General features: G+C 71.8%; 14 protein-coding genes. 4 read left to right on the forward strand and 10 right to left on the reverse strand.

The genetic code is table 11. The annotated features are described in order from the left end of the window. Window positions 1-25: 25 nt before the first annotated feature. The 9 genes from STRAU_RS02340 to STRAU_RS02380 form a co-directional block, all read right to left on the reverse strand. Entirely contained in the window at window positions 26-1,552 is a 1,527-nt protein-coding gene (locus STRAU_RS02340) for an amino acid permease (RefSeq protein ID WP_016638614.1), read from the reverse strand. Window positions 1,553-1,655: 103 nt separating this feature from the next. Further along, the gene (locus STRAU_RS02345) at window positions 1,656-2,672 is read right to left on the reverse strand and encodes a hypothetical protein (protein WP_016638615.1); all 1,017 of its coding nucleotides are present in this window, start codon (window positions 2,670-2,672) and stop codon (window positions 1,656-1,658) included. Window positions 2,673-3,252: 580 nt separating this feature from the next. Then, the gene (locus tag STRAU_RS02350; RefSeq protein WP_259299806.1) at window positions 3,253-4,452 is read right to left on the reverse strand and encodes an LCP family protein; all 1,200 of its coding nucleotides are present in this window, start codon (window positions 4,450-4,452) and stop codon (window positions 3,253-3,255) included. Window positions 4,453-4,454: 2 nt separating this feature from the next. Continuing rightward, window positions 4,455-6,551 (reverse strand): bifunctional polysaccharide deacetylase/glycosyltransferase family 2 protein, encoded by a 2,097-nt coding sequence (locus STRAU_RS02355; protein WP_016638616.1) that lies wholly within the window; start codon window positions 6,549-6,551, stop codon window positions 4,455-4,457. After that, on the reverse strand, window positions 6,548-7,081 hold the full coding sequence (locus STRAU_RS42175) for a hypothetical protein (protein WP_158691996.1): 534 nt from the start codon (window positions 7,079-7,081) through the stop codon (window positions 6,548-6,550). Before STRAU_RS42175 ends, STRAU_RS02355 begins: the two co-directional genes overlap by 4 nt. A 411-nt stretch (window positions 7,082-7,492) precedes the next feature. Beyond that, window positions 7,493-9,121: a class I adenylate-forming enzyme family protein gene (locus STRAU_RS02365; protein ID WP_259299807.1), complete on the reverse strand. Its 1,629-nt coding sequence runs from the start codon at window positions 9,119-9,121 to the stop codon at window positions 7,493-7,495. A gap of 149 nt (window positions 9,122-9,270) precedes the next feature. Beyond that, window positions 9,271-9,912: a disulfide bond formation protein B gene (locus tag STRAU_RS02370; RefSeq protein WP_016638621.1), complete on the reverse strand. Its 642-nt coding sequence runs from the start codon at window positions 9,910-9,912 to the stop codon at window positions 9,271-9,273. A 1-nt stretch (window position 9,913) separates the two neighbouring features. Beyond that, window positions 9,914-10,078, reverse strand: coding sequence for a DUF5993 family protein (locus STRAU_RS42830; RefSeq protein WP_016638622.1), 165 nt, complete (start codon window positions 10,076-10,078; stop codon window positions 9,914-9,916). Window positions 10,079-10,252: 174 nt separating this feature from the next. Then, on the reverse strand, window positions 10,253-10,921 hold the full coding sequence (locus tag STRAU_RS02380; RefSeq protein ID WP_037657118.1) for a LysE family translocator: 669 nt from the start codon (window positions 10,919-10,921) through the stop codon (window positions 10,253-10,255). A 243-nt stretch (window positions 10,922-11,164) separates the two neighbouring features. On the opposite strand from STRAU_RS02380, the gene STRAU_RS02385 reads away from it, so the two are divergent. From STRAU_RS02385 to STRAU_RS02400, 4 genes are all read left to right on the forward strand, one after another. Continuing rightward, window positions 11,165-12,241: a hypothetical protein gene (locus STRAU_RS02385; RefSeq protein WP_016638624.1), complete on the forward strand. Its 1,077-nt coding sequence runs from the start codon at window positions 11,165-11,167 to the stop codon at window positions 12,239-12,241. Between the two features lie 185 nt (window positions 12,242-12,426). Continuing rightward, window positions 12,427-13,524, forward strand: a complete 1,098-nt coding sequence (locus tag STRAU_RS02390; protein WP_016638625.1) for an NAD(P)/FAD-dependent oxidoreductase — start codon at window positions 12,427-12,429, stop codon at window positions 13,522-13,524. A 74-nt stretch (window positions 13,525-13,598) separates the two neighbouring features. Further along, on the forward strand, window positions 13,599-14,825 hold the full coding sequence (locus STRAU_RS02395) for an FAD-dependent monooxygenase (RefSeq protein WP_016638627.1): 1,227 nt from the start codon (window positions 13,599-13,601) through the stop codon (window positions 14,823-14,825). 158 nt (window positions 14,826-14,983) lie between these two features. Then, the gene (locus STRAU_RS02400; protein WP_016638628.1) at window positions 14,984-16,132 is read left to right on the forward strand and encodes a hypothetical protein; all 1,149 of its coding nucleotides are present in this window, start codon (window positions 14,984-14,986) and stop codon (window positions 16,130-16,132) included. A 17-nt stretch (window positions 16,133-16,149) separates the two neighbouring features. Here STRAU_RS02400 and STRAU_RS02405 read toward each other — a convergent pair whose 3' ends face one another. After that, the gene (locus STRAU_RS02405; RefSeq protein WP_016638629.1) at window positions 16,150-20,721 is read right to left on the reverse strand and encodes a CHAT domain-containing protein; all 4,572 of its coding nucleotides are present in this window, start codon (window positions 20,719-20,721) and stop codon (window positions 16,150-16,152) included. Window positions 20,722-20,743 lie beyond the last annotated feature (22 nt).

Consider the following 20,743-nt stretch of genomic DNA (forward strand, 5'->3'; position numbering starts at 1 on the left):
TGCGGGTGCTGCGGTGTCGCTGCCACTAGATGATGCCCTCGAACTGTTTGTCCTCGGTCGGGGAACTGGAGCGGGGCACGTGGTAGGAGTCGCGTCCGAAGCGCCGCCACAGGGCGGCGATGAGGAAGGCCACCACTACGGCGACGGGGGTGTAGTTGAAGGTATTGGCGGTGATCGGGCTGCTCTGCGGCAGCAGGAACAGCACCGTGACCGCACCCGCCCACACCACCGCCACCCAGCCGATCGGCCGGCTCCAGCGGCCCAGGTTCCAGGGCCCCGGGGTGAATCGGTCGCGGTGGAGCAGTCGCAGCAGCACCGGGATGGCGTAGGCCGAGGTGAAGCCCACGGCCGAGATGGCGGTCACCGCCGAGAACGCCGTGTTGGAGTACAAGGACGGCAGCGCGAGCAGGAAGGCCACGGCGACCGCGAGCCAGACCGCGTTGGCGGGGATGGCGGTGCGGGGGCTGACCTTCTTCCAGAGCCCCGATCCGGGCAGGGCACCGTCCCGGGCGAAGGCGTAGATCATCCGGCTGGCGCTGGCGGTCACGGTGTAGCCGCACAGGAACTGGGCCACGATGATCACCAGGAGCAGGGCCTTTGCCGCCGCCTCGCCCAGCGCGTCCAGAAGGATCTGTGCCACTGGTACGCCGGTCGGCCCTGACAGCGTCGTGGCGTAGTCCTGGATGGCGAACAGCAGGGTGAGCAGCAGGATGCCGCCGGCGATCCAGGACACCGCCACCGAGCGGAAGATCCCGCGGGCCGCGGCGACGGAGGCGTGGTGCGTCTCCTCGCTCAAGTGGGCCGAGGTGTCGTACCCGGCCAGGGCGAAGACCGGCAGCAGCATGCCCAGCAGGATCACGTAGACCGGGACGCCCCAGCCCGTGTTGTTGGTGAACTCGCCGAGGACGAAGCCGGCCGACTGGTGGTCGGAGGGCACGAACGCCAGGGCGCCGATGATGACGACGGCTCCTGCCAGGTGCCACCACGCGCTCACGGTCGTCAGGATGTTCATGAGCCGGGTGCCGAAGAGGTTCAGGATCGCGTGCAGCGCGAGGATGATCCCGTACAGGAGCAGCAGGGATTCCGGGGTCGGCGTGTGCCCGAACTGCAGGTTCATCCACGCGGCGGTGAACGTCGCGATGCCGTAGTCCTGGGCGGCGATTCCGCCGAGCAGGCCCAGGAGGTTGAGCCAGCCGGTGTACCAGCTCCACCGCTCACCTCCGAGCTGGCGGGCCATGTAGTACAGGCCGCCGCTGGTGGGGTAGCGGGAGGTGATCTCCGCCAGGGCCGCGGCCAGGCACAGCACCAGCGGCCCGACGGCGAGCCATCCCCACACGATGACCGAGGGGCCTCCCGAGTTCAGGCCGAAGCCGAACAGCAGCAAGGTCCCCGACATGATCGATATGACCGACAGGGAGGCGGAGAAATTACCGAAAGCCCCCATCCTGCGGTGCAGTTGCTGGGTGTAGCCCAGCGATTGGAGGATGCGCGCGTCCTCCCCGTCGTCGGTGACCGGGTTCGGCTGCTGGCGCCGTGCTCTTACCGAAGTCATTGGTTCTCCGCACAGGAAAGCTGAAAGTAAGGGGGGCGGGCGGGGTGGCCGTCGGGCCGCCGGCGGGGCGGGGCGGCGCCGGACCGTGGGGCCGGGCCGGCGGTCACGGGTGTTTTCCCGTATGCCGCGGGTGGGATCTCAGGCAGGCGACGCGGTCCTCTTCGAATGCCTTCCGCCACTGGTCCTCCGGGTGCCGGGCGTCGTACTGCCACGGGGCGGGAGTGGCGAAGTCGCCGATGGCGTCGAAGACTTCAGTCGCCCATTGCGGGAAGCCGCCCCTCGCCAGGGCGTATGCGAGGTAGTTCAGATCCAGCTGGGAACTGGTGGCCGGGTCGCACTTCCGGAACCAGCCCTCGAATGCCTGCGTGACGGCCCGGGTGCTGTCCTCCCTGGTCCACAGCAGGTTCAGCATGACCTCGACTCCTCTGTCCCGCCGCTCCCGGTGCTCCTGCACGCGGGCGTAGAGAGGCAGCAGAAGCAGGGGCGAGTCGGGCGGCGCGAAAGAGACCGTCCAGCGGGCGAAATCCGTCGCGACCGCCTGGCGGCCCGCCGGACCCGGATGGGCCTGGAGCGCCTGGGACATGCGGTGCCATGCCTCGCGGTTGAACGGATCTCGGCGGTGCGCCTCCCCAAGGAGGCCCCATGGCCCGTAAGGCAGCAGATACTCGTGGGGTGGCGGAGCCACGTGATGCTCCGCATAGCGTCCTGTTGTGTCCGTTTCGGCCAGGGCCAGGCGGCAGATCCAGGGCACCGAGTCGTCGGGGTTCCCCTCGCTCGCCCTGTGACACGCGTCCCGGGCCCGGGCCACCAGTCTCTCCAGGTCCTGTTTCTTCCGGGAGTCACGCGCCCAGTGCCTTCGGTGGGCCTGCAGCACCCGTTCGGTGGCGACTCTGGCGTACATCACCCGGGCAGCGAGGCTCCCCGGTTCCTCTTCGAGCCACAACTCCACGACGTTGGCCTGAGCTGCGACAATCCCGAGGACCTGAGTACGGGACGTCCACTGCTGCCAGGTGCCCGTGCGGGCAAGGACCTGCCGCATCTCCATCCAGTAACCCGCCTGAATGCCCTGCACCGCCGCATACAGGTCCGTGTCACGGCCGGCCGGGTTCGAACTCGCCATCAGTGCCCCTCTCGGCCGGAGGGTGACCTGTTGGGCCTGCCGGGAGCGCTGCGGCTCGCCGGGTGATGTGAGCACGACACCGAATGGTGTGCACTGGCGGCCATAGGCGGGAGGACTCTCGGGGCAGTCGGGACGGGCTGACACAGGCATGCGAAGGACAGCGGTGCGGGCCGACGAGCAGAGCGGAGACGGCCGTTGACGCGTGACCCGGCCGGTAGTTTTCGCTCTCTTGGCCGGTGGCGAGTGCCTGACAGGTACTTAAGTGCCTGGAGGGGCGCATGACCAGAGAATCACAAGATTGTTCGGTTGCTCAGACGCGGGTTTCAGCCATGCGTCAGGAGAGCGTCGCCATCCGTGACCGGGCCCGTCGGCCGCAGCACTCAAGAGGCTAGTTGCCTGCGTGACAGGCATGTTGAGGTATGCCGATGGCACGCGGGTGCCGTGAGGGGCACCGCGTTCAGGCGCGCATAAGGTCCCGGCGGCGGCCTTCCAGACGCAAAATCATTCGGCCAGTTCGGTGCGGTGGTCACTGACTGTGAGCGGATGTCGTCGTGGGCGTAAGTGCGCGCCCGGGACGCCGCTACCGGGTTCTCTTCCCCGTCTCCGTCACCGGCCGGTCGTGCCGCAGGTCGGCGAAGAGCCGGGCCGACCTCTCGGCGTCCCACTTCAGTACGTTGCCCTTGGGCGTGGGGACGCCGAAGCCGGAGACGGGCACGCTGATCTGCTTGCCGCGGCCGCCCGCGACGCTCTGTACGGCGCGGAACATACCGGCGAGGTCCCGCAGGCTCATGTCCTTGTCGACGATGAGGGTGTCGAGCCCGGCCTGTACGGCCGGAGCGATCTCCAGCGGGTCGAAGAGGGTGTCGGGCCGGGCGGCCTGGCGGGCGAGGGTCGACAGGAACTTCTGCTGGTTCCTGGAGCGGCCCAGATCGCCTTCCCTCTCCTGGTGCCGCTGACGGACGAAAGCGAGCGCCTGCTTGCCGTTCAGGCTCTGGCAGCCCTTGCGCAGGTCGGCGCCCGACTTCTTGTCCTTGATGTCCCGGTCCAGGCACATCCGTACGCCGCCGATGGCGTCGACGATGTTCACGAAACCGGCGAAGCCGATCTCCGCGTAGTGGTCGACGCGCAGCCCCGTGTTCTGCTCGACGGTGTGGACGAGGAGTTCGGGGCCGCCGTAGGAGAACGCGGCGTTGAGCTTGTCCCCCTCGGGGCGCTTCGTCTTGCCCGTCGAGGTGTCGAGGCGGCCGGGCACGGTGACCCAGGAGTCGCGCGGCAGGCTGACCATGGTGGTGCCGTGGGCCCCGGTGTGCAGCAGCATCATCGAGTCGGTGCGCCGCCCGCCGCCCCCGCCGGCGCGCAGGTCCTTCACGTCGTCCTCGGAGAGCCCGTCACGGCTGTCCGAGCCCACGACGAGGTAGTTGGTGCCCTCGCCGGGCGGCGGACGGTCGCCGTACGCGCCGAGGTCGACGTCACGTCGGAGCCGGGTCTCGGCCCAGCCGTACGTGCCGCCCACCGCGACGGCCACGACGGCCAGCAGGACGAGTACCGCCCGCCGCAGTCTCCTGCGCTTCTTCGGCCGTCGCGCGTGGGCGCGCCGGGGCCCGTAGCGGGAGCTGGGGCGTTCGGCGAACCGCTCACGCGCGGCGGAGCCTTCTTCCGGAGCCGCGTACGCGTCCGGCTCCTGGCGCACGCCCACGGGACTGCTCCCGGCCTCGCCGTCCCAGCCGTGCTCCCCCGCGGGTGTGGCGCGTCCGGCCCGCTGGTCGAGCGGGTCTGCCATGGTCAACTCCCTTGCAGGCTCCGCCGCGCCTCTTCGGGCGGCGTTTCGAGCAGATACGGGTCGGCGGTTCCGGCGCGCTTCATGCTGTGCCACTTCAGGCGGGTGCCCAGCAGTGCGGTGGTCACGGAGTGGATGACCACCAGGTACATCAACTGCCGGTAGACGAACTGCTGGAGCGGAAGCACCCACAGCACGCGCAGCCGTTCGCGGTCGAGCCGCAGCGCGTACGCGGCGGTGACCAGTTGGATGGAGAGGAAACCGAACCAGACCAGGGCGGCCTCCACCGGGTCGCGGAACAACGCCCCGAACAGGGCGAACATGTCCACGACCGGTGCGCACAGCGGGAGCACGATCTGGAACAGCGTGACGTAGAGCAGCACGCGCCGGCCGAAGCGCCCGGCGGGGCCGACCTCCACCGCCGCGTGCCGGTGCTTCCACATCGACTGGAGGGTGCCGTAGCACCAGCGATAGCGCTGGCGCCACAACTGCCTGACGTTGCAGGGTACTTCGGTCCAGGCGACCGCCGACTCCTCGTAGACGACGCGCCATCCTGCCCGCCAGAGCGCCATCGTGAGGTCGGTGTCCTCGGCCAGGGTCTCGTCGCTGACGCCGCCGACGCCCATCAGCGCGTCCCTGCGGAAGGCGCCGATCGCCCCCGGCACCGTCGGCATGCACTCCAGGACCTCGAACATCCGCCGGTCGAGGTTGAATCCGAGTACGTACTCCAGGTGCTGCCATTTGCCCATCAGGCTGCGCCGGTTGCCGACCTTGGTGTTGCCGCTGACCGCCCCGACCGCCGGGTGGGCGAGCGGCTGGACGAGGCGGGCCAGCGCCTCGGGTTCGAAGACGGTGTCCGCGTCGACCATCACGACGATGTCGTACCGGGCGTGCGCCAGGCCGGTGTTGAGGGCGCTCGGCTTGCCGCCGTTGCGCTGCCGGATCACCGTGACGCGCGGGTCGGCGTCGGCGATGTCCTCTGCGATGTCGGCGGTGGCGTCGGTCGAGCCGTCGTCGATCACGATGATCTGGAAGTGCGGGTAGGTGGAGGCGAGCAGCGAGTACACGGTGGAGGCGATGCCGGCCTCCTCGTTGTACGCGGGCACCAGGACGGTCACCGGGTCCCGCACCTCCCGCAGCCGTGGCGCGCCGGGCCGGTACCGGTGCAGCCTGCGCACGTGGAGCCGCGCGAACACCGCGAACAGCAGCATCCGCAGGACGCCGAGCACGCCGGTGAGGGTCAGCGTCCACACCATGACGGTGAGGAAGGCGTGCCCGAGCTTCTGCGACCAGATCAGGCCCTCGCCCTTGATCTCCTGGGCGACCGGGACCGCGGCGACGAAGGAGGGACGGCCGAGGCCGCCGCTGACGGTGGTGAACCGTTTCACCCTGCGGTCCCGCAGCAGATCCCTGGCCTCGTGGTAGCCGAGGTCGGTCTGGCTGTGCTGCGTCACCACCCCGCGCCACGGCTTGCGGTCCTTGTGGTCCGACGCGACCACCAGGTACCCGTGCTCCGCCGCGCGCTTCGCGGCCGGCCACTGCGGGCCGCAGAGCGTGTCCGCGGCCGTGGTGTGCGGCAGCCGCAGCAGGGTGGTGTTGACGCCGGCCGCGCCCGCGAGAGCGGTCTGGGTGAGCGACAGTTCGAGCCGCGCGCGCAGCGGCGAGGCGACACCGAGGTCGCCGCCGCTGTACGTGTACGAGCCGATCTCGTGGCCCTCGCGCAGGATCCGCCGCGTCAGCTCGGGGTGCCGGGCCGCGTCCTTCCCGTACACGAAGAAGGTCGCCCGCGCCTGGTGCCTGCGCAGCAGGTCGAGCAGGCGCGGCGTCCACACCGGGTCGGGTCCGCCGTCGAAGGTGAGCGCGACGGTCCCCGGCGGCATGGCCGCGGTGGTGACGCCGCTCGGGCCGAACCGCAGCAGCGGCTTCCCGTCGTCCGCCTCGCGCGGGATGGGCCGGGTGCACGGCGGCTTGGTGCGGGCGGCATCGACCTGGTGGGTCGTCCAGCCCTCGAAGAGGAGGGCGACGGCGACCACGAGGAGGACCAGCAGGAGGACGAGCCAGTGTCCGCGCGGCGGGCGGCGGACAGCGGTGCGCCGGCTCACTGCTTCGGGCCTCCGGACGGTGGGGCGGATCTGTCGGCCGACGGGAGGCGGTGGGCGTCACGGCCTGACGGGAGGCGGTGGTCGTCACGGCCTGACGGGCGGCGGCGATCGTCGCGGCCCGACGGGCGGCGGTGGTCGTGTCGGTCCGCGTGGGCCCTGTCCTGCGGCCGGTGGGCCTCGTCCCGGACCGATGCGCCGGAGCCGCCCGGCGCGTTGCCGGAGTCCGGGGCGGACGGCGCCGGTCCGTTCGTGCTCGGCGGGCGCGAACCGACGGGCTGCCAAAGGCCGTTGATCAGCGTGCCCACGAACAGCAGATAGCCGAGGCAGCCGCAGCCCACGATCAGCGCCAAGCCTTGCAGCGTCCATCTGCGCCAGCCCGACTCGTCGATGAATACGGGGAGTTGGGGCGCCGCGGACCGGGGACGCCGCGCCACCGGCGTGGCGCGAGGCGCCGCCGCCCGGTGCGGCATGCGCCGAGTCATGTCCCGTCCCGCGTGCGGCGCCCGGTACTCGGTCGGCTGCCTCGTCACGACAGCGCCTCGCCGCACCGGCGCCCGACGGCGCCCGGCGGGCAGGGGTGTCCGGACGGCGATCGCCCGTCGTGCGGTGTGCTGGCTATGTGGGGGATGCCCTGCACTGGTGCTCCTGATCTGCGGCCGCGCACGCGCGGCTCTTTGTGTGGGGGGTACGGGCCCGTGGGTCCGCTGTACTGCCGGTGAGACGTCGGAGCCGCGACCCGGTTCCCGCCGCGTACGGAGGGTTCCGCACGCGCATGCCTCGCGCTCTTCCCGGGTGGGGCCGGAAAGGCCACGTACGCATGTGCCCTGACAAGGGCCGGGGGGCCGGAGTGCAGCCATCAGCCGTCACGCAGCCCCCGACCCTACTCGGGCAGGCGGTGCCGGGCACCCCCGGGCCACCGCCGCAGCCAGGGGCGGCGGCGCCTACGGCGTGCCCGGGGCCGTGCTCGTCCACGCGGCGCGCAGCGCCTTCTTGTCCACCTTGCCGACCTTGGTCGTCGGCAGCCGGTCGAGGAGGACCGTCTTTCGGGGCGTGTACAGGTCGCCCAACTCCGCGGTCACCGCGGCGCCGACCGCGTTCGGGTCGACGTCGGCGTCCTCGGCCGTGGCCAGGAAGATCTGTACGGCCTCCCCGAACTCGTCGTCGGGTATGCCCAGCGCCGCCGCGTTGCGCACACCGGGCAGGGTGAGCAGGAAGTCCTCCAGGACCCTGGAGTAGACGTTGTCGCTGGTGCTGCCGGTGACGATGATGTCCTTGGCCCGGTCGACGAGATAGAGGTACCCCTCGGCGTCGAGATAGCCCATGTCCCCGGTGCGCAGCCAGCCGTCGTGCAGCGCCTCCGCGGTGCGCTCCGGATCCTCGTAGTAGCCGAGCATCACCGCCTCGCCCCGGACACAGACCTCGCCGACCTGGCGGACGGGCAGCGCCGCCGTGCTGCCCTCGGCACGGATCTCGATCTCGGTGCCGGATATCGCGCGACCGCAGCTGCGCCAGAGCTCGGGTCGCCGGGGGCCCTCCGAGGCGAGGTCCTCCGCGCCGAACGCGGCGATGCCGAGCGCCTCCGACTGCCCGTAGCCCTGGCTGAGCACGGGCCCGAAGACCTCGACCGTCTGCTGCAGCCGGCTCGGGGACGAGGCGGCGCCGCCGACGACGATCCGCCGCAGCGCGGGAAGGGCTCCCGGCACGCACTCCGGGTGGTCGAGAAGCGCGTACAGCATCGGCGGTACGAACATGGTGGCCGTGATCCGCTCCTCGCGCAGCACCGAAAGCGCCGCGCCCGCCTCGAACTCGGGCAGCACGACGAGGGCGGAGCCCGTCACGAGCGCCTGGAGCGAGGTGAGGTGGCCGCTGCCGTGGGTGAGCAGCGTGGAGACGAGCACACGGTCCGTGCCCGGGTCCATGGTCGGGAAGAAGCCCGTGAAGTCGGGGTCCTGCGGGGCGTCATCGATCAGGTCCACCAGCACGTTGTAGAGCCGGTGGCTGTGCGCGGCGAGCTTGGGGCGGCCCAGGGTGCCGCCGGTGTAGAGGACGGTGACGGCCTCGTCCGCTCCCGGGGCGGGCACGCCCTCGGGGCGCACCGCGGGGCACTCGGCCGCCACGGCCAGCAGGTCCGTGCACGGCTGTTCGCAGGGCCCGAGGCTGAGCAGCACCGGTGCGTGGACGCTGCGGCCGGCGGCGTCGGCGGCCCGCCGCGCGAAGAGCGGGTCGGTGACGACGGCGCGGGCCCGGGACTGCTCGACCAGCGCGGCGAGTTCGCCGGGTCCCGGCTCGGGCGGCAGGAACACGACGCGGCAGCCGATGAGATGGACCGCGAGCTGCACCAGGACGGAGTCCACGCGATTGGCCAGGAACAGCCCCACTCCGTCGCCGGGCTCGAGCCCCTGCCGACGCAGCGCGTGCCCCAGACCGAACAGCCGCCGCCGCGCCTCTCCCCGGGTCAGCCGCTGCGTGCCCTGGACGAGCGCCTCGGCGTCCTCGTCCGTGTGCCAGTGCTCCAGGATGCGGTCCACGTACGTCCGCGGCTCGGATGTTTGCTGTGCCTGAATGATCATGGACACATGCAAACATGCCACTCGGGAGCCGCGGTCTCACAGGGGGCAGCTTCGGCCATCGACCGACGGAGTACTATGCCCCGCTTTGGGGCGGGCGGCCGGCTGTCGCCCGCGCCGCCTGGACGTCGGCCGGGTCCGCCGACGGACCGTCATCGGTCCAGGATTCCCACCTGGTAGAAGAATTCATAACGCGTGGGGTCGTCCGGCAGGAACCAGTGGAAGCCCTCCTCGAAGAAGACCGCCACCAGGTTCACGGCGATGATCAGGCCGACGAACCAGAGGACGGCCCGACCGACCGTCGAGTACGCCCCCGACGTCGGGATCCCGCCGCCGGCCGTGAGATGGGCGAGCGCCATGACGATGCCGATCGCCACCACCGAGGCCATGAACAGGACCCACGCCCACACGTACATGTGCAGGCCGAGCACCGGGCTGCCGTAGCCCTCGTCGCCCGGCAGGATGTGCAGCATGGTCTGCCGCCAGGCCGTGAAGCCGCCGCCCATGCAGGCGACCAGGGACAGGCCCCAGCCCCTCATGTAGTCACGGCCCGAGATGGTGCCCGTCATGCCCTCGCGCACGATGACCCCGGCGCCGAGCGCGGCCAGCAGCATGAACATCCGCTGGACCACGCACAGCGGGCAGGGGTAGTCCCAGCTGATGAACTGCACCCCGAGTCCGGCGCAGACGATCCCCGTCCAGCCCGCGGCGAAGAGGCAGGCGAACCAGTACTGGACCTTGCCGAGGAGCCCGGATCCCTCGGTGTCCCTGAGCGGTGCGGTCGTGGAGGCCATGTCAGTAACTCAGCCCCAGCCCCAGGCTGCTGGTGATGTGGTGCGAGAGCAGCAGGGCCACGGCGGCGAACACGACCCACCAGCCGACGAGCAGAACGGTCCGGCCACGCCGGCGATAGAGCACCAGCCAGGTGGCGAGCAGGCCGCCGAAGATGAGGGTGTCCATGCCGGCGGACGGTACCCAGCGTGCCGCCGGCCGGGGCCGGAGCACGCCGGACGGCAACCCGAAGCCCACGTAAAGAACCAACGGAACCACGACGGCGGCAAGGCTCCGGCAGCGGGTGGCGCTCGACGGCGGACGTCGGCTCGTTTCCCCTTTGCGGTCGCGTCGCCCGGCGCCTCACTGCCCGAGCGCGAGCCGGACGCCGAAGGCCGCGACGACCGTGCCGGTGACGCGGTCGAGGCAGCGACGGGCCGAGGGCCGTTCCAGGCGGTCCCGCAGCACACGCGCCAGGGCGATCAGCACGCAGGCCCAGACGACGGCCAGGAGGATGTGCACGCCGGCCAGGAGCACTCCCGGGGCGATGCGCCCGGCGCCCGCGGGGATGAGCTGCGGGAGCACCGCGACGTAGAAGGCGCCCATCTTCGGGTTGAGGAGATTGGTCACGAGCCCTTGCCGCCAGCCGCCGAGCAGGCTGTCGTCGGCGCCCGATCCCGCCTTGGCGCCGACGGTTTCGGTCCCGGCGCCCGCCGCCCGCGGGCTCTCGCCGGGCGAGTCGCGCCAGGTGGCCCACAGCAGCCTGCCGCCCATCCACACCAGGTACGCGGCTCCGACCCAACGGAGCGTCACGTACGCGACGTGGGACGCCGTCAGCAGCGCGGTCACACCGAGCGAGGTGAGCACGCCCCAGGCCAGCGTGCCGCTCTGGATGCCGAGCACCACGCCCCAGGCACGCCGGCGGTAGCCGAGCGCTGCGGTGCGCAGCACGAGGGCCGTATCCAGCCCGGGCGTAATCGTGAGGAGTCCCACTATCAGGGCGAAAGTCCCTATCGCGTCCAAAGTGATCATGAGCGATCAACTTAGAGGCGAGGGGCGCGGAACGTCTACTTTTCTGCCCGATATCGGGCAGGCGAGGCGGTGTTCCAACTCCGGGCGGGAACGGACTCGGGGCCCCTCACCCCCGGGCCCCTGGGGAAATCTGGCCATCCGCGGTGCGGACGATGGCCATAAACAGCTGAGTCAACCGACCGCCCCTGGGGAGGATCTACGGGCCCTGTCACACGACTCCTCAATTGACTCAAGGAGCACCACATGAACCAGAGCACTTCCCGGAGCCGGCGCACCGCCACGCTCCTCCTCGCGGGCGCTTCCCTGGCCGTCGGCCTGGTCGCGTCACCCGCGAACGCCGCGGCGAGCTGGGAATCGATACCGGCCCCCGAGGATTACGCAACCGTGTCGCTGCTGCCCTTCGACAGCCAGAACGCCTACGCCAGGACGATGAGCACGTGCATCGAGCTGTGCGGCCCCGTCGCGCCGAAGCTGTGGCAGCGGTCCGGCAGCACCTGGAAGCAGCTGAAGCCGCCCACCGACGTCGCGTTCGACACGCTGGCCGGCACCGGCCCCAACGACCTGTGGGCGATCGGCCGGAAGCACGTGGGCGACGGGATCTGGCACGTTCACCGCTACGACGGCACCAAGTGGTCGTCCGACATGGCCCCCGACACCAAGCGCCTGGAGATTCTCGACGCCGAGGCGGTCAACAGAACCAGCCTATGGGGCGTCGGCAACACCCGTACCACCAACACCCTATGGAACCCGACCGTCACCCACTGGGACGGCCAGAAGTGGAACACCAAGACGTTCACCGACATAGACGGAAACTTCGAGTCCGTCGACGTGCGGTCCGAGAACGACATCTGGGCCGTCGGCTATCGCTCCGTGAGTGACGAGGTGGCCAACTACCAGCCGCTGGCCATGCACTACGACGGCACCAAGTGGAGCGAGGTGCGGCTTCCCGACACGCCGGGCGACCGGAACATTCTGGACAACGTGGTCAGCAACGGCCCGAAGGACGTGTGGGTCCACTCCCTCGAGCACGTGTGGCACTGGGACGGTACGACCTGGACGAGGAGGGACATCCCCGCCGGCTACGTCAAGTCGATCGCCGTCCACGGCGGTCAGACCTACGTCGGCGTACAGGTCAACAAGTCCGGTGACCCGAAGCTGCTGCGCTGGAACGGCACTTCGTGGGTGGCCGACACCTCGCTCACCAACGGCACCCATGTCTTGCAGCTGACCACGAGCCCGGACGGCTCGATGTACGCCTACTCCACGGACGCCTGGTCGACCAACTACCTCTCCCGCCTCGCCCCGCCGGCCGCGCGCTGACCCGAAAGGCTTCCCACCACTTCCTCACACAAGAGGAACCACCCATGGGCGACCTCCAACGGCCGGGCGCCGTTGGAGGCTTCGCCGTGCGCCGACGCCGTTCCTCTTCGGCGCCGAACGCCGAGCACCTCACGTTTTGAGGGGCCGTCTCGTCGTACTTCATGGAACCGATACAGGAGGCAACCATGAAGATCGTCGTGGCAGGTGCCGGGTACGCCGGGACCCTGGCGGCGAACCGGCTGGCGAAGAAGGTGCCGGAGGCGGAGATCACCGTCGTCAATCCGCGCCCGGACTTCGTCGAACGGGTACGGCTGCACCAGCACGTCGCCGGCACCGGAAAGGTCGCGACGCCTCTCGCGGAGATGCTGCGCGCGGGCGTCGCGGTGCGGCTGGCGGCCGTGGAGAAGATCGGTGACGGCAGCGTGACCCTGGACACCGGGGAGTCCGCGGACTTCGACCACCTGGTGCTGGCCGTGGGGAGCACGGTCACAGCACTGCCGGGCACGGTCCCGGTGGGAACGTGGGAGGGCGCGGAGTACGCCCGCACGGCACTGGCGGACCTTCCCCCGGGCGCCACGGTCACGGTCATCGGTACCGGAGCGACCGGCATCGAGACCGCCGCCGAGGTCGCCGACGGGCGTCCCGACCTGCGCGTACGGCTGGTGGGGAACCGGCTCGCGGCCACCTTCTCCGACGGCGCCCGGCGTCGAGTGCGCGCCGGCCTGGAGCGATTGAAGGTGTCGGTCCTCGAGGACTCCGTGACCGAAGTACTGCGCGGGGAGAAGGGCGCCGACAGCGTGCGCCTGCGGTCGGACGCGAACGGGGAATTGCGTTCCGACCTGACCCTGTGGGCCGTCCTCGGCAGCATTCCCGACCTGGCGGAGCGAAGCGGCCTGGAGGTCGACGACCGGGGCCGCGCCGTCGTCGACCGGTATCTGCGCAGTGTGAGCGACCCGCGGATCTTCGTCGTCGGCGATTGCGCCGCCGTCCCCGGCTCCCGCGCGGCCTGCCAGACGGCGGGCCCCCAAGGAGCCCACGCGGCCGACACGTTGGCCCGGCTGATCCGGGGCCGCGAGCCCGAGCCGTACTCCATGGGGTACTTCGGCACGGGGCTCACCCTCGGCCGGCGGGACGGCGTGATCCAGCTGTCCCGGCGCGACGACAGCGCGCGGCGGCACTACCTCGCCGGCCGTCCCGCGGTCGTACTCAAGGAAGGCGCGACCCGGGGAGCCAAGTACGGCTCTCGCACCGCCACCATCACCTGGCTGTCCGGACCGAAGTGACCGGCCCGCTCCTCGACTTGACGCGCTGCCCGCGCGGCACACAGCTCCAGACACGCCCAGGGAAGGGGACTGCCATGTCCGACGCACGCAAGGGAGGCCGGGCGCTGGTGGTCGGGCTCGGCATCGCGGGCATCGCCACCGCGGTGCGGCTGCGGCAGATCGGCTGGGATCCGGTCGTGGTCGAGCGGGCGCCGACCCGTCGCTCGGGCGGGTACTACATCGCGCTGTTCGGCTCGGGCGTCGCCTCCGCGCGGCGGCTCGGCGTGCTGGAGCGGATCGGCGACCGCAGCGGGCCGGGGGTCGCCCTGTACGACGTCGACCGCAACGGCAACCGTCGCCCCAGAGTGCACCTGGGAGCCCTGGACGGAGGCCCCCGCCCGCTGTTGCGCGGCGATGTGGAACAAGGGCTTTTCGCGGCGCTGCCGGACGATGTGGAGATCCGCTACTCGACCGTGCCCACCCGCATCGTCCAGGACGATTCCGGCGCGCGGGTCACACTGCGCGACACCGCGTCCGACACCACCGCCGACGAGCGCTTCGACCTCGTCGTGGGCGCCGACGGCATGCGCTCCACGGTGCGGGGGCTGGCCTTCGGCCCCCGACGCCACCTGTACCCGATGAACTACATGATCGGCGTCACCCTCCTGGACGGGCCGGTCGACGGATTCGGCCTGTCCGACGGGCTGATCCTGGCCGAGCCGGGACGTTCGGCGTGGGCCTTCCCCTTCGCCGACCGCGCGCCGAGCCTGCTGTTCTCGTACCGCACCCAAAACGTCGACGCCGAGTTCAGCCGTCCCCCGATCGAGTCCCTCCGCGCCGCGTTCGGTCCCGAGCCGACCGGCCCGCTGCTGGAAGGACTGCTGACCCGCTACGAGCAGGCCCCCGACGCCCTGTTCGACTCGGTGCAGCAGGTGAGAATGGACAGCTGGCACCGCGGCCGAGTCGTGCTGATCGGCGACGCCGCCTGGTGCATGACCCTGTACTCGGGCATGGGGGTCTCCAGCGGGATCGCCGGCGGGGAGCTGCTGGGCACCATGCTCCGGCGCCACCACGGCGACGTGCACGGCGCGTTGCGGGCCTGGGAGGCGCGGATGAGGCCGTTCATCCGTACGCAGCAGGACAGCGCGCTGGTCAGCGGGCGGCGGATGTTCACCCCGCAGGACCGCAAAGAGCTGATCGTGCGCGCGGGGATGAGCCGCCTGATGCGCGCGCCCGGCCTCGGCAAGGCCATCTGCAGGAAACTGCTCGACAGCAAGGACATGCGGGCGAAGAACGTCGATGTCGCCGCGCCCTGGGCGTAGGCGGCCGGGGCCCGCGAGGCCAGGGCACGGGCGGCCGGGGACGGGCTCGGGCAGCATGAGAAACTGTCCGACTTCGGGTGAGTGGGCGAGGGGGCACCCCCCTTCGGCGGGTTCACGGACCATACTGGTCGGGCCCCGACCACTGACAGAACGATTCCATGGCCAAGAACACCGCTTCCTCGACCACCGCCCCCGACACCGCGTGGCTGGGGCGCGGGCGCCACCCCGGGCCCGAGCCCGAGCAGGACGTCCGGCGCAACCTGATCGCCCTCAAGGCGGCCGGGGTGCTCGACGACTTCCTGGACCTCGACCCCGTCGAGGCGGCCCGCGCCACCGTCCTGCACCCGCGGGACGAGGCCGCCGACCCCGGCCCGTCGGCCCGCCGCCTCTTCGAGGCCCGCTGGCGCGTGGCCGACGACGTCACGGTGCGCGCCCAGCTGACGACGTACGACCCCGAGGGCCGCCGCAAGGAGGGCGAGGGCGTCACCTGGGTCCTCGCCGCCGAGGCGGAGCAGCCGTGGGACGCGCGCTGGCCCTCGCCCGCCACCATGTTCTGGCCGGACAGCGACCAGGTCCCCTGGGACCACGACACGGTGCCGGACGTACGCCTGCGCACGACGAACCAGCTGCCGAAGGACGACGACGAGCTGCGCCGCCGGCTGCGGGACTGCACCCGCGAGAGCTGGTTCCTCCACGTCGTGGTGCACGAGGCGATGACGCCGGACGCGAAGGGGCAGCAGCCGATCTCGACGTTCCTGCCCCCGGGCCTGCGGCACCGGGTCGTCGAGCACCGCGGCACGCCGGAACAGGCACAGATCGCCGACTTCGCGATGAAGCGGGAGCTGGGCGTGCGGATGCCGCGCGGCGGCGCCGTCGTCCTGCCCACGGCGCAGGGCCCGGAGTACGACGCCGAGCGCTTCACCGTACGCAGTGTGTTCCTCGACGGCTCGGAACCGGCCGAACTCCTCGACAGGATCAAGGAGTTCGCTGCGCTGCCGCGTCCGCTGCCCGCCGACGCCGAGCGCGCCCTGACGCGGCTGCGCCAGGGCTGGCACCTGCTCACCCCGGACGAGGAGCTGGCCCACGCCCAGAACATGGTGACCAAGTACGCCGAGGCGCTCGACGCCATGACGAAGTCCCGTGATCTGTACCGCGAGGCGGCCGAGGCGGCGAACGCCGCGCTGGCCGAGGTGACCGGCGGCGACGCGGCGGCCCAGCCGGCCGCGCCGGGCTCGGCCAAGGCGGGCGGCTCACCGCTGGGCGCCCTCACGAAGGCGTTCGGGCGCTTCCGGGAACCGAAGAAGTAGCTCTCGAGGACAGGCTCTCAGAGCCGGTCCAGGATCTGCTGGACGGTGAGCTCCTCGATGCCGGGGTCGGGTGGCGGTGGTGGTTCCTCCATGGGTTCGATGCGCTCCCGGTACCGGGCGGCGAGCACGCGGAGGGCGGCCAGGGTCACGCGGGAAGGGTCCTCGGTCGGCAGGCCGGCGGACTGTTCGTCGGTGAGCCATTCCACGGCCGGAACGCCGAGTTCACTGGTGACGCGGCCGGTCCGCCCGTCCGGCGGCCGCGCCGGCAGCAGGACGTGGTCGGTGGGGAGCGGGGCCTGGTGGACGGTGTCGCCCCACACGAGGACGGCGTAGGACCGGTCGGGCAGCTCGTCGCCGTAGCTGTAGCGCACGCCGGGGAAGGTCCAGCCCTCCTCCTCGTGGAAACGGGTGCGGAGCCGATCCGTCTCCTCGATGGCGGTGCCGCCGAGCGCGGAGTCGAAGAAGCGGCCCACGTCCCGGGTCACCAGGACCCGGAGCGGCAGCTTGCGGTAGTGCGCCGACTCGGCGGCCCGCTGCCAGAGGTGTTCCTCGTAGCCGTTCCCGGACTCCCTGGCGAGGTCGGCGAGTTCCTCCAGGATCTCGTGCTCCAGCTCCGCGTGGGGAATCTGCCGGGCGAGCGAGCGGGCACCGAGGAGACACGTGCGGGCGCGGTGTTGGGCGTGGTCGGCGCGGTGGGCGGCGGCGAGCTCGCGGAGCGTGCCCACGGCCAGGGTGTGCCCTTGGTGACTCGCCTCGGCCGGCTGGAGCCGGAGCCGGACCAGGGCGGTGAGCTGCTCGGCGGCGGCGCGATGGTCCTGGTTGCCGCGCGCGGCCTCGGCGAGCAGCCCGCGGACCTCGGCCTCCTGCCAGCCCCCGGCCACCGCGGCCAGCGCCTCGGCGAGGGGCTGCCCGGCCGCGGCGAACCGCTCCGCGCCCAGCAGCAGCCTGCCGAGCTGGATGAGCCGCGGCACCCGGGCCTCCGGGTCCGGCTCCAGTTCGAGGACGCGGCGCAGCGCCGACTCGCGCTCGTCGACCAGGCCGCCGCTCCCCTCGGCCGCGGCGCAGAACGACTCCCAGGCACGGCGTTCCCGGGCGGCAAGGCCCTGGATGCGGGCCAGCGAAGCCGCCTCGCGGGACATCTCGAGGACCTCGCCCACCTTGTCCGCCTCGTCCATGGCGCTCTCGGACGTCACGTCGTACTGCTCGACGGCCGCGAGGAGCAGGTCGACGCGGTACGTCGGTGAGCGGAACTCCTCCTGGCGCAGCAGCCGTTCCTGGAGCAGCCGGTCGGCGCCCTTCTTGTCGCCGAGACGCCTGCGGCACTGCACGCGTCCGCTGAGCGCGGAGAGTTCGCTCGCCTCGTCGTGCAGCGCGGACGCCTTGTGGGAGGTGATCGCGTAGTGCTGTTCGGCGTCCTCGTACGCGCCGCGGTGGAGGGCGATGCTGCCGCGCAGCAGGTCGTGGCCCACGTCGAGACGTGCGTAGTTCAGGGTCCGGTTGAGCGCGCTGATCTTGTCGGCGAGCTTCTCCGCCTGTTCCACTTCGCCGAGGTCCAGCCAGTTGTGCGCCGCGTCCAGCAGGACCACGGAGGCGTTGCGGGGCTGCCCGAGCTGCTCGTACACCTTGAGGATGACGGCCAGTTCGCCCTCCGCCGCGCGGTAGTCGCCGCGGTCGAGGAGCACCGCGCACACCCGGTCGAATCTGACGGCGTTGGCGTGGCCGCCGCCGTCCCGGATGGTCCGGGCGATGCCCTCGGCCTCGTCCAACAGGGCCTTGATCGTGGGGTGTTGGGTTCTGTCGCCGGTCATGGCGAGGACGCGGGCGAGGGTGCGCAGCGCGAAGACGAGGACGGGCTGGATCCCGCCGTGCCCGCGGGCCAGTTCGATGGCCTCCGTCAGCATGTCCCGGCGCGAGGTGTCCGGCGTGTTCGGCAGGTGGAAGGTGAACTCGCAGACGACGGTCGCCAGCGTCTCGGCCCGCTCGCGGTCCGTCTCGGGCGGGTATGTCGTCAGTGCCTCGTCGAAGTAGCGGATGGCCTCGCTCACATGGCCGAGTTCGCTCTCGGCGGCGGCGAGAACGCGGTAGAGCCGGTGCTCGGGGGCGCGCGGGAGGATCTGGTGGCAGAGCGCGGCGACTTCGCCGTAGCGGCCGTACGTGTCGTGGATCTCGGCGAGGGCCACGGTGGCGTCGACGGCGAGTCCGCTGTCGCCGCCCTCGAGCGCGAGCCGCCGCACCTCCTGGAGCAGCGGCTCGTCGAGACGTCGTACGTCCGGCTCGTCGAGGAAGTCGCCCAGTTCGGCCGCGAGAGCGGTCGCGCACCCGGCCGCCGCCCGGTGCGCCACGGCGTCCTGCGCGGAGAGCCGCCCGCGCAGCAGCAGCGGCACGACGAACCGCGGTGCCCCGTCCCGCCAGGTGCGCTCCAGGAGGTTCAGCCCGGCGAGCCGGTCGGCGTGTTCGAGCGCCTGGTCCGCCGGCTCCTGGGTGAGCCGGGCGAGCGTTCCGCAGGGGACCGGGGTGTGATACGGCGCCGCGGCCTGGAGCAGCCGAGTGCTCGCCGGGGAGACCTTCGACAGCAGGAGGGGCAGCGCGATGTCGGCGTCCAGCATGCGGTCGCGGGTCTCGCGCATGCGTACGCGCAGCAGGTCGTCGCCGACGTCGATGCCCTGGCTCGCCGCCCGGAACAGGTTCTCGAGCAGGCGCGGGTTGTCGCCGGCGGCCTCGCGGATGGTGTCGATCCGCTCCGGCGTGAGGCCGCCCGCGGGATGGTCCTCGCTGAGCCGGTCGGTCAGGCGGTCGATGAGCCGGCCGATCTCCTCGGCGCGCGGCGGGGCGAGCGTGATGGTGCCGAAGTCCTCGGTGCACGGCAGGCGCAGCGGGTACCTGCTGGTGACGACGACGCGATGGCCGCTACGCGTCGGCGCGAGGGCGGTGACGAGCCGCGTCAGCACCTCGACGGCCTCCGGCCGGGGGATCGGCCGCTCGCCCTCCATGGCGATGTCGGTGACCGTCCGCTCGTCCGGCCGGAAGCTGGACTCGAACTCGTCCAGCCAGAACAGCAGATTGCCCGGGTAGCGCTCGAAGGCCGCGGGAAGCCGCGCCAGGAAGGACGGGGCACTGCCCGCGCCCTCCAGTACGTCCGCGAGGCGCGGGTCGGCCATGAGGACACGCCGGAGGTAGTCCTCGGTGAGGTAGTCGTCGCCCAGCCGCAGGACGACGAGGTGGAACTGGTCGGCCAGGCGCTGGCAGACCCGGCCCACCAGCGTCGTCTTGCCGATGCCGCCCATGCCGTGGACCACGAGTCCGGGCCGGGCATCGCGGACGTCGCCGAAGGGGTGCAGCATCCGGATGGCCTGCTGCACCTGGCGCCGCCGGCCGACGAACCGCAGCGGATCCGGGTAGGTGGGCTCGGCCTTGCCCGGGGTGCGCTCGACGGCGACCATGGCGTCCCTGGGCCTGCGGGCGCCGCCGCGTTCGCGGGCGGGCTCGACGAGCGGCCCCGGCGGGTCGCCCCGCAGGTACATGCGCAGCAGGTGCCAGTAGGGCACCTCGGTGTTCATCTCGCCGTACGTCTTGGCGAGTGCCGTGGTCGGCGAGACGCCCCGGGCCAGCCACCGGTAGAAGATCGCGGCCGCCCGGGTCGCCGCGCTGTCGGCCACGGGCCGTCCCCAGCCGAGCACGACGGGCGCGGTTCCGCGCGCGAGCCGCTCCGCGAGCGAGGCCACGGCACCGGCGTCGGCGGCCTCACCCGTGCGGCAGCCGGACAGGAACAGCACGCGGGCCCGGCCCGCGAGACAGCGGTGCAGGTCCTGCAGTCCGGCCTGCCGGGGTCTGCCCATCCGGTCCTCGGTCAGGAACTTGGGCTCGTCGTAGGCGTGCACGGCGTGCCCCGTGAGGTGGACGACGTCGACGGCGCCGTCCGCGTGGTCGTGGATCCGCTCCTCCAGCTCGTCGAGGTCGCCGGACTCCTCGACCTCGAGGTCGATGCCCTGCCGCCGGGTCGCCTCCCAGATGCTGCCCTGCTCGGCGTCGTGGTCGAGCGAGCTCTCTGCGTCCGGGGCCAGGTCGGGCGCGCACGCCATGAACACGAGGCGCAGGGAACGCGCGGCGAGCGGGCGGGCCGCCGACGGGCGGGGCACGCACCGCACCGGAACGACGGGGTGGGGGGCGGTGACGAGGAACGTCCGGCCGTCGTGGAGGAGTTCCCACGGCAGGTGCGCGAAGCGGGCCGCGTCGTGTCCGACGTCGATCCCGAGGACGAGGACGTCCCACTCGCCGCCCGCCGTCCGCTCGGTGTACGCGGACAGCAACCGCTGCGGTGTGTCGATGAGGGCGTACAGCTCCCGGCCGTACGCGACGAGGGCCGCCAGCCGGCGGGCGCGTTCCTCCGGGTCGGCGGGCAGTTCGGCGTAGTAGTCCGTCTCCGCGCGGTCGATCCGCTCCTGGACCTCCCGCAGGGGGACGTCGACGGGGGCCGCCTGCTGTCCCGGCCCCTGGCCGGGAGCAGGGCCGGGGCCGTGGCCGTAGTCGTAATGGAGGCGTATGGAGTCGGCCTTCGTCTGGTCGATGCGGACGCTGATGAAACGCTCCATGGCGGTCTGCCCCGTCGATCGA

It is taken from the genome of Streptomyces aurantiacus JA 4570 (assembly GCF_000414115.1).
GTDB lineage: Bacteria > Actinomycetota > Actinomycetes > Streptomycetales > Streptomycetaceae > Streptomyces > Streptomyces aurantiacus_A.

Excerpts from the sequence above, each read along its gene's own strand:
- STRAU_RS02370 (WP_016638621.1), bottom strand. The coding sequence starts at position 9,912 with ATGGCCTCCACGACCGCACCGCTCAGGGACACCGAGGGATCCGGGCTC.
- STRAU_RS02395 (WP_016638627.1), top strand. The coding sequence starts at position 13,599 with ATGTCCGACGCACGCAAGGGAGGCCGGGCGCTGGTGGTCGGGCTCGGC.
- STRAU_RS02380 (WP_037657118.1), bottom strand. The coding sequence starts at position 10,921 with ATGATCACTTTGGACGCGATAGGGACTTTCGCCCTGATAGTGGGACTC.
- STRAU_RS02405 (WP_016638629.1), bottom strand. The coding sequence starts at position 20,721 with ATGGAGCGTTTCATCAGCGTCCGCATCGACCAGACGAAGGCCGACTCC.
- STRAU_RS02340 (WP_016638614.1), bottom strand. The coding sequence starts at position 1,552 with ATGACTTCGGTAAGAGCACGGCGCCAGCAGCCGAACCCGGTCACCGAC.
- STRAU_RS42830 (WP_016638622.1), bottom strand. The coding sequence starts at position 10,078 with ATGGACACCCTCATCTTCGGCGGCCTGCTCGCCACCTGGCTGGTGCTC.
- STRAU_RS02350 (WP_259299806.1), bottom strand. The coding sequence starts at position 4,452 with ATGGCAGACCCGCTCGACCAGCGGGCCGGACGCGCCACACCCGCGGGG.
- STRAU_RS02365 (WP_259299807.1), bottom strand. The coding sequence starts at position 9,121 with ATGATCATTCAGGCACAGCAAACATCCGAGCCGCGGACGTACGTGGAC.
- STRAU_RS02385 (WP_016638624.1), top strand. The coding sequence starts at position 11,165 with ATGAACCAGAGCACTTCCCGGAGCCGGCGCACCGCCACGCTCCTCCTC.
- STRAU_RS02390 (WP_016638625.1), top strand. The coding sequence starts at position 12,427 with ATGAAGATCGTCGTGGCAGGTGCCGGGTACGCCGGGACCCTGGCGGCG.
- STRAU_RS02400 (WP_016638628.1), top strand. The coding sequence starts at position 14,984 with ATGGCCAAGAACACCGCTTCCTCGACCACCGCCCCCGACACCGCGTGG.
- STRAU_RS02345 (WP_016638615.1), bottom strand. The coding sequence starts at position 2,672 with ATGGCGAGTTCGAACCCGGCCGGCCGTGACACGGACCTGTATGCGGCG.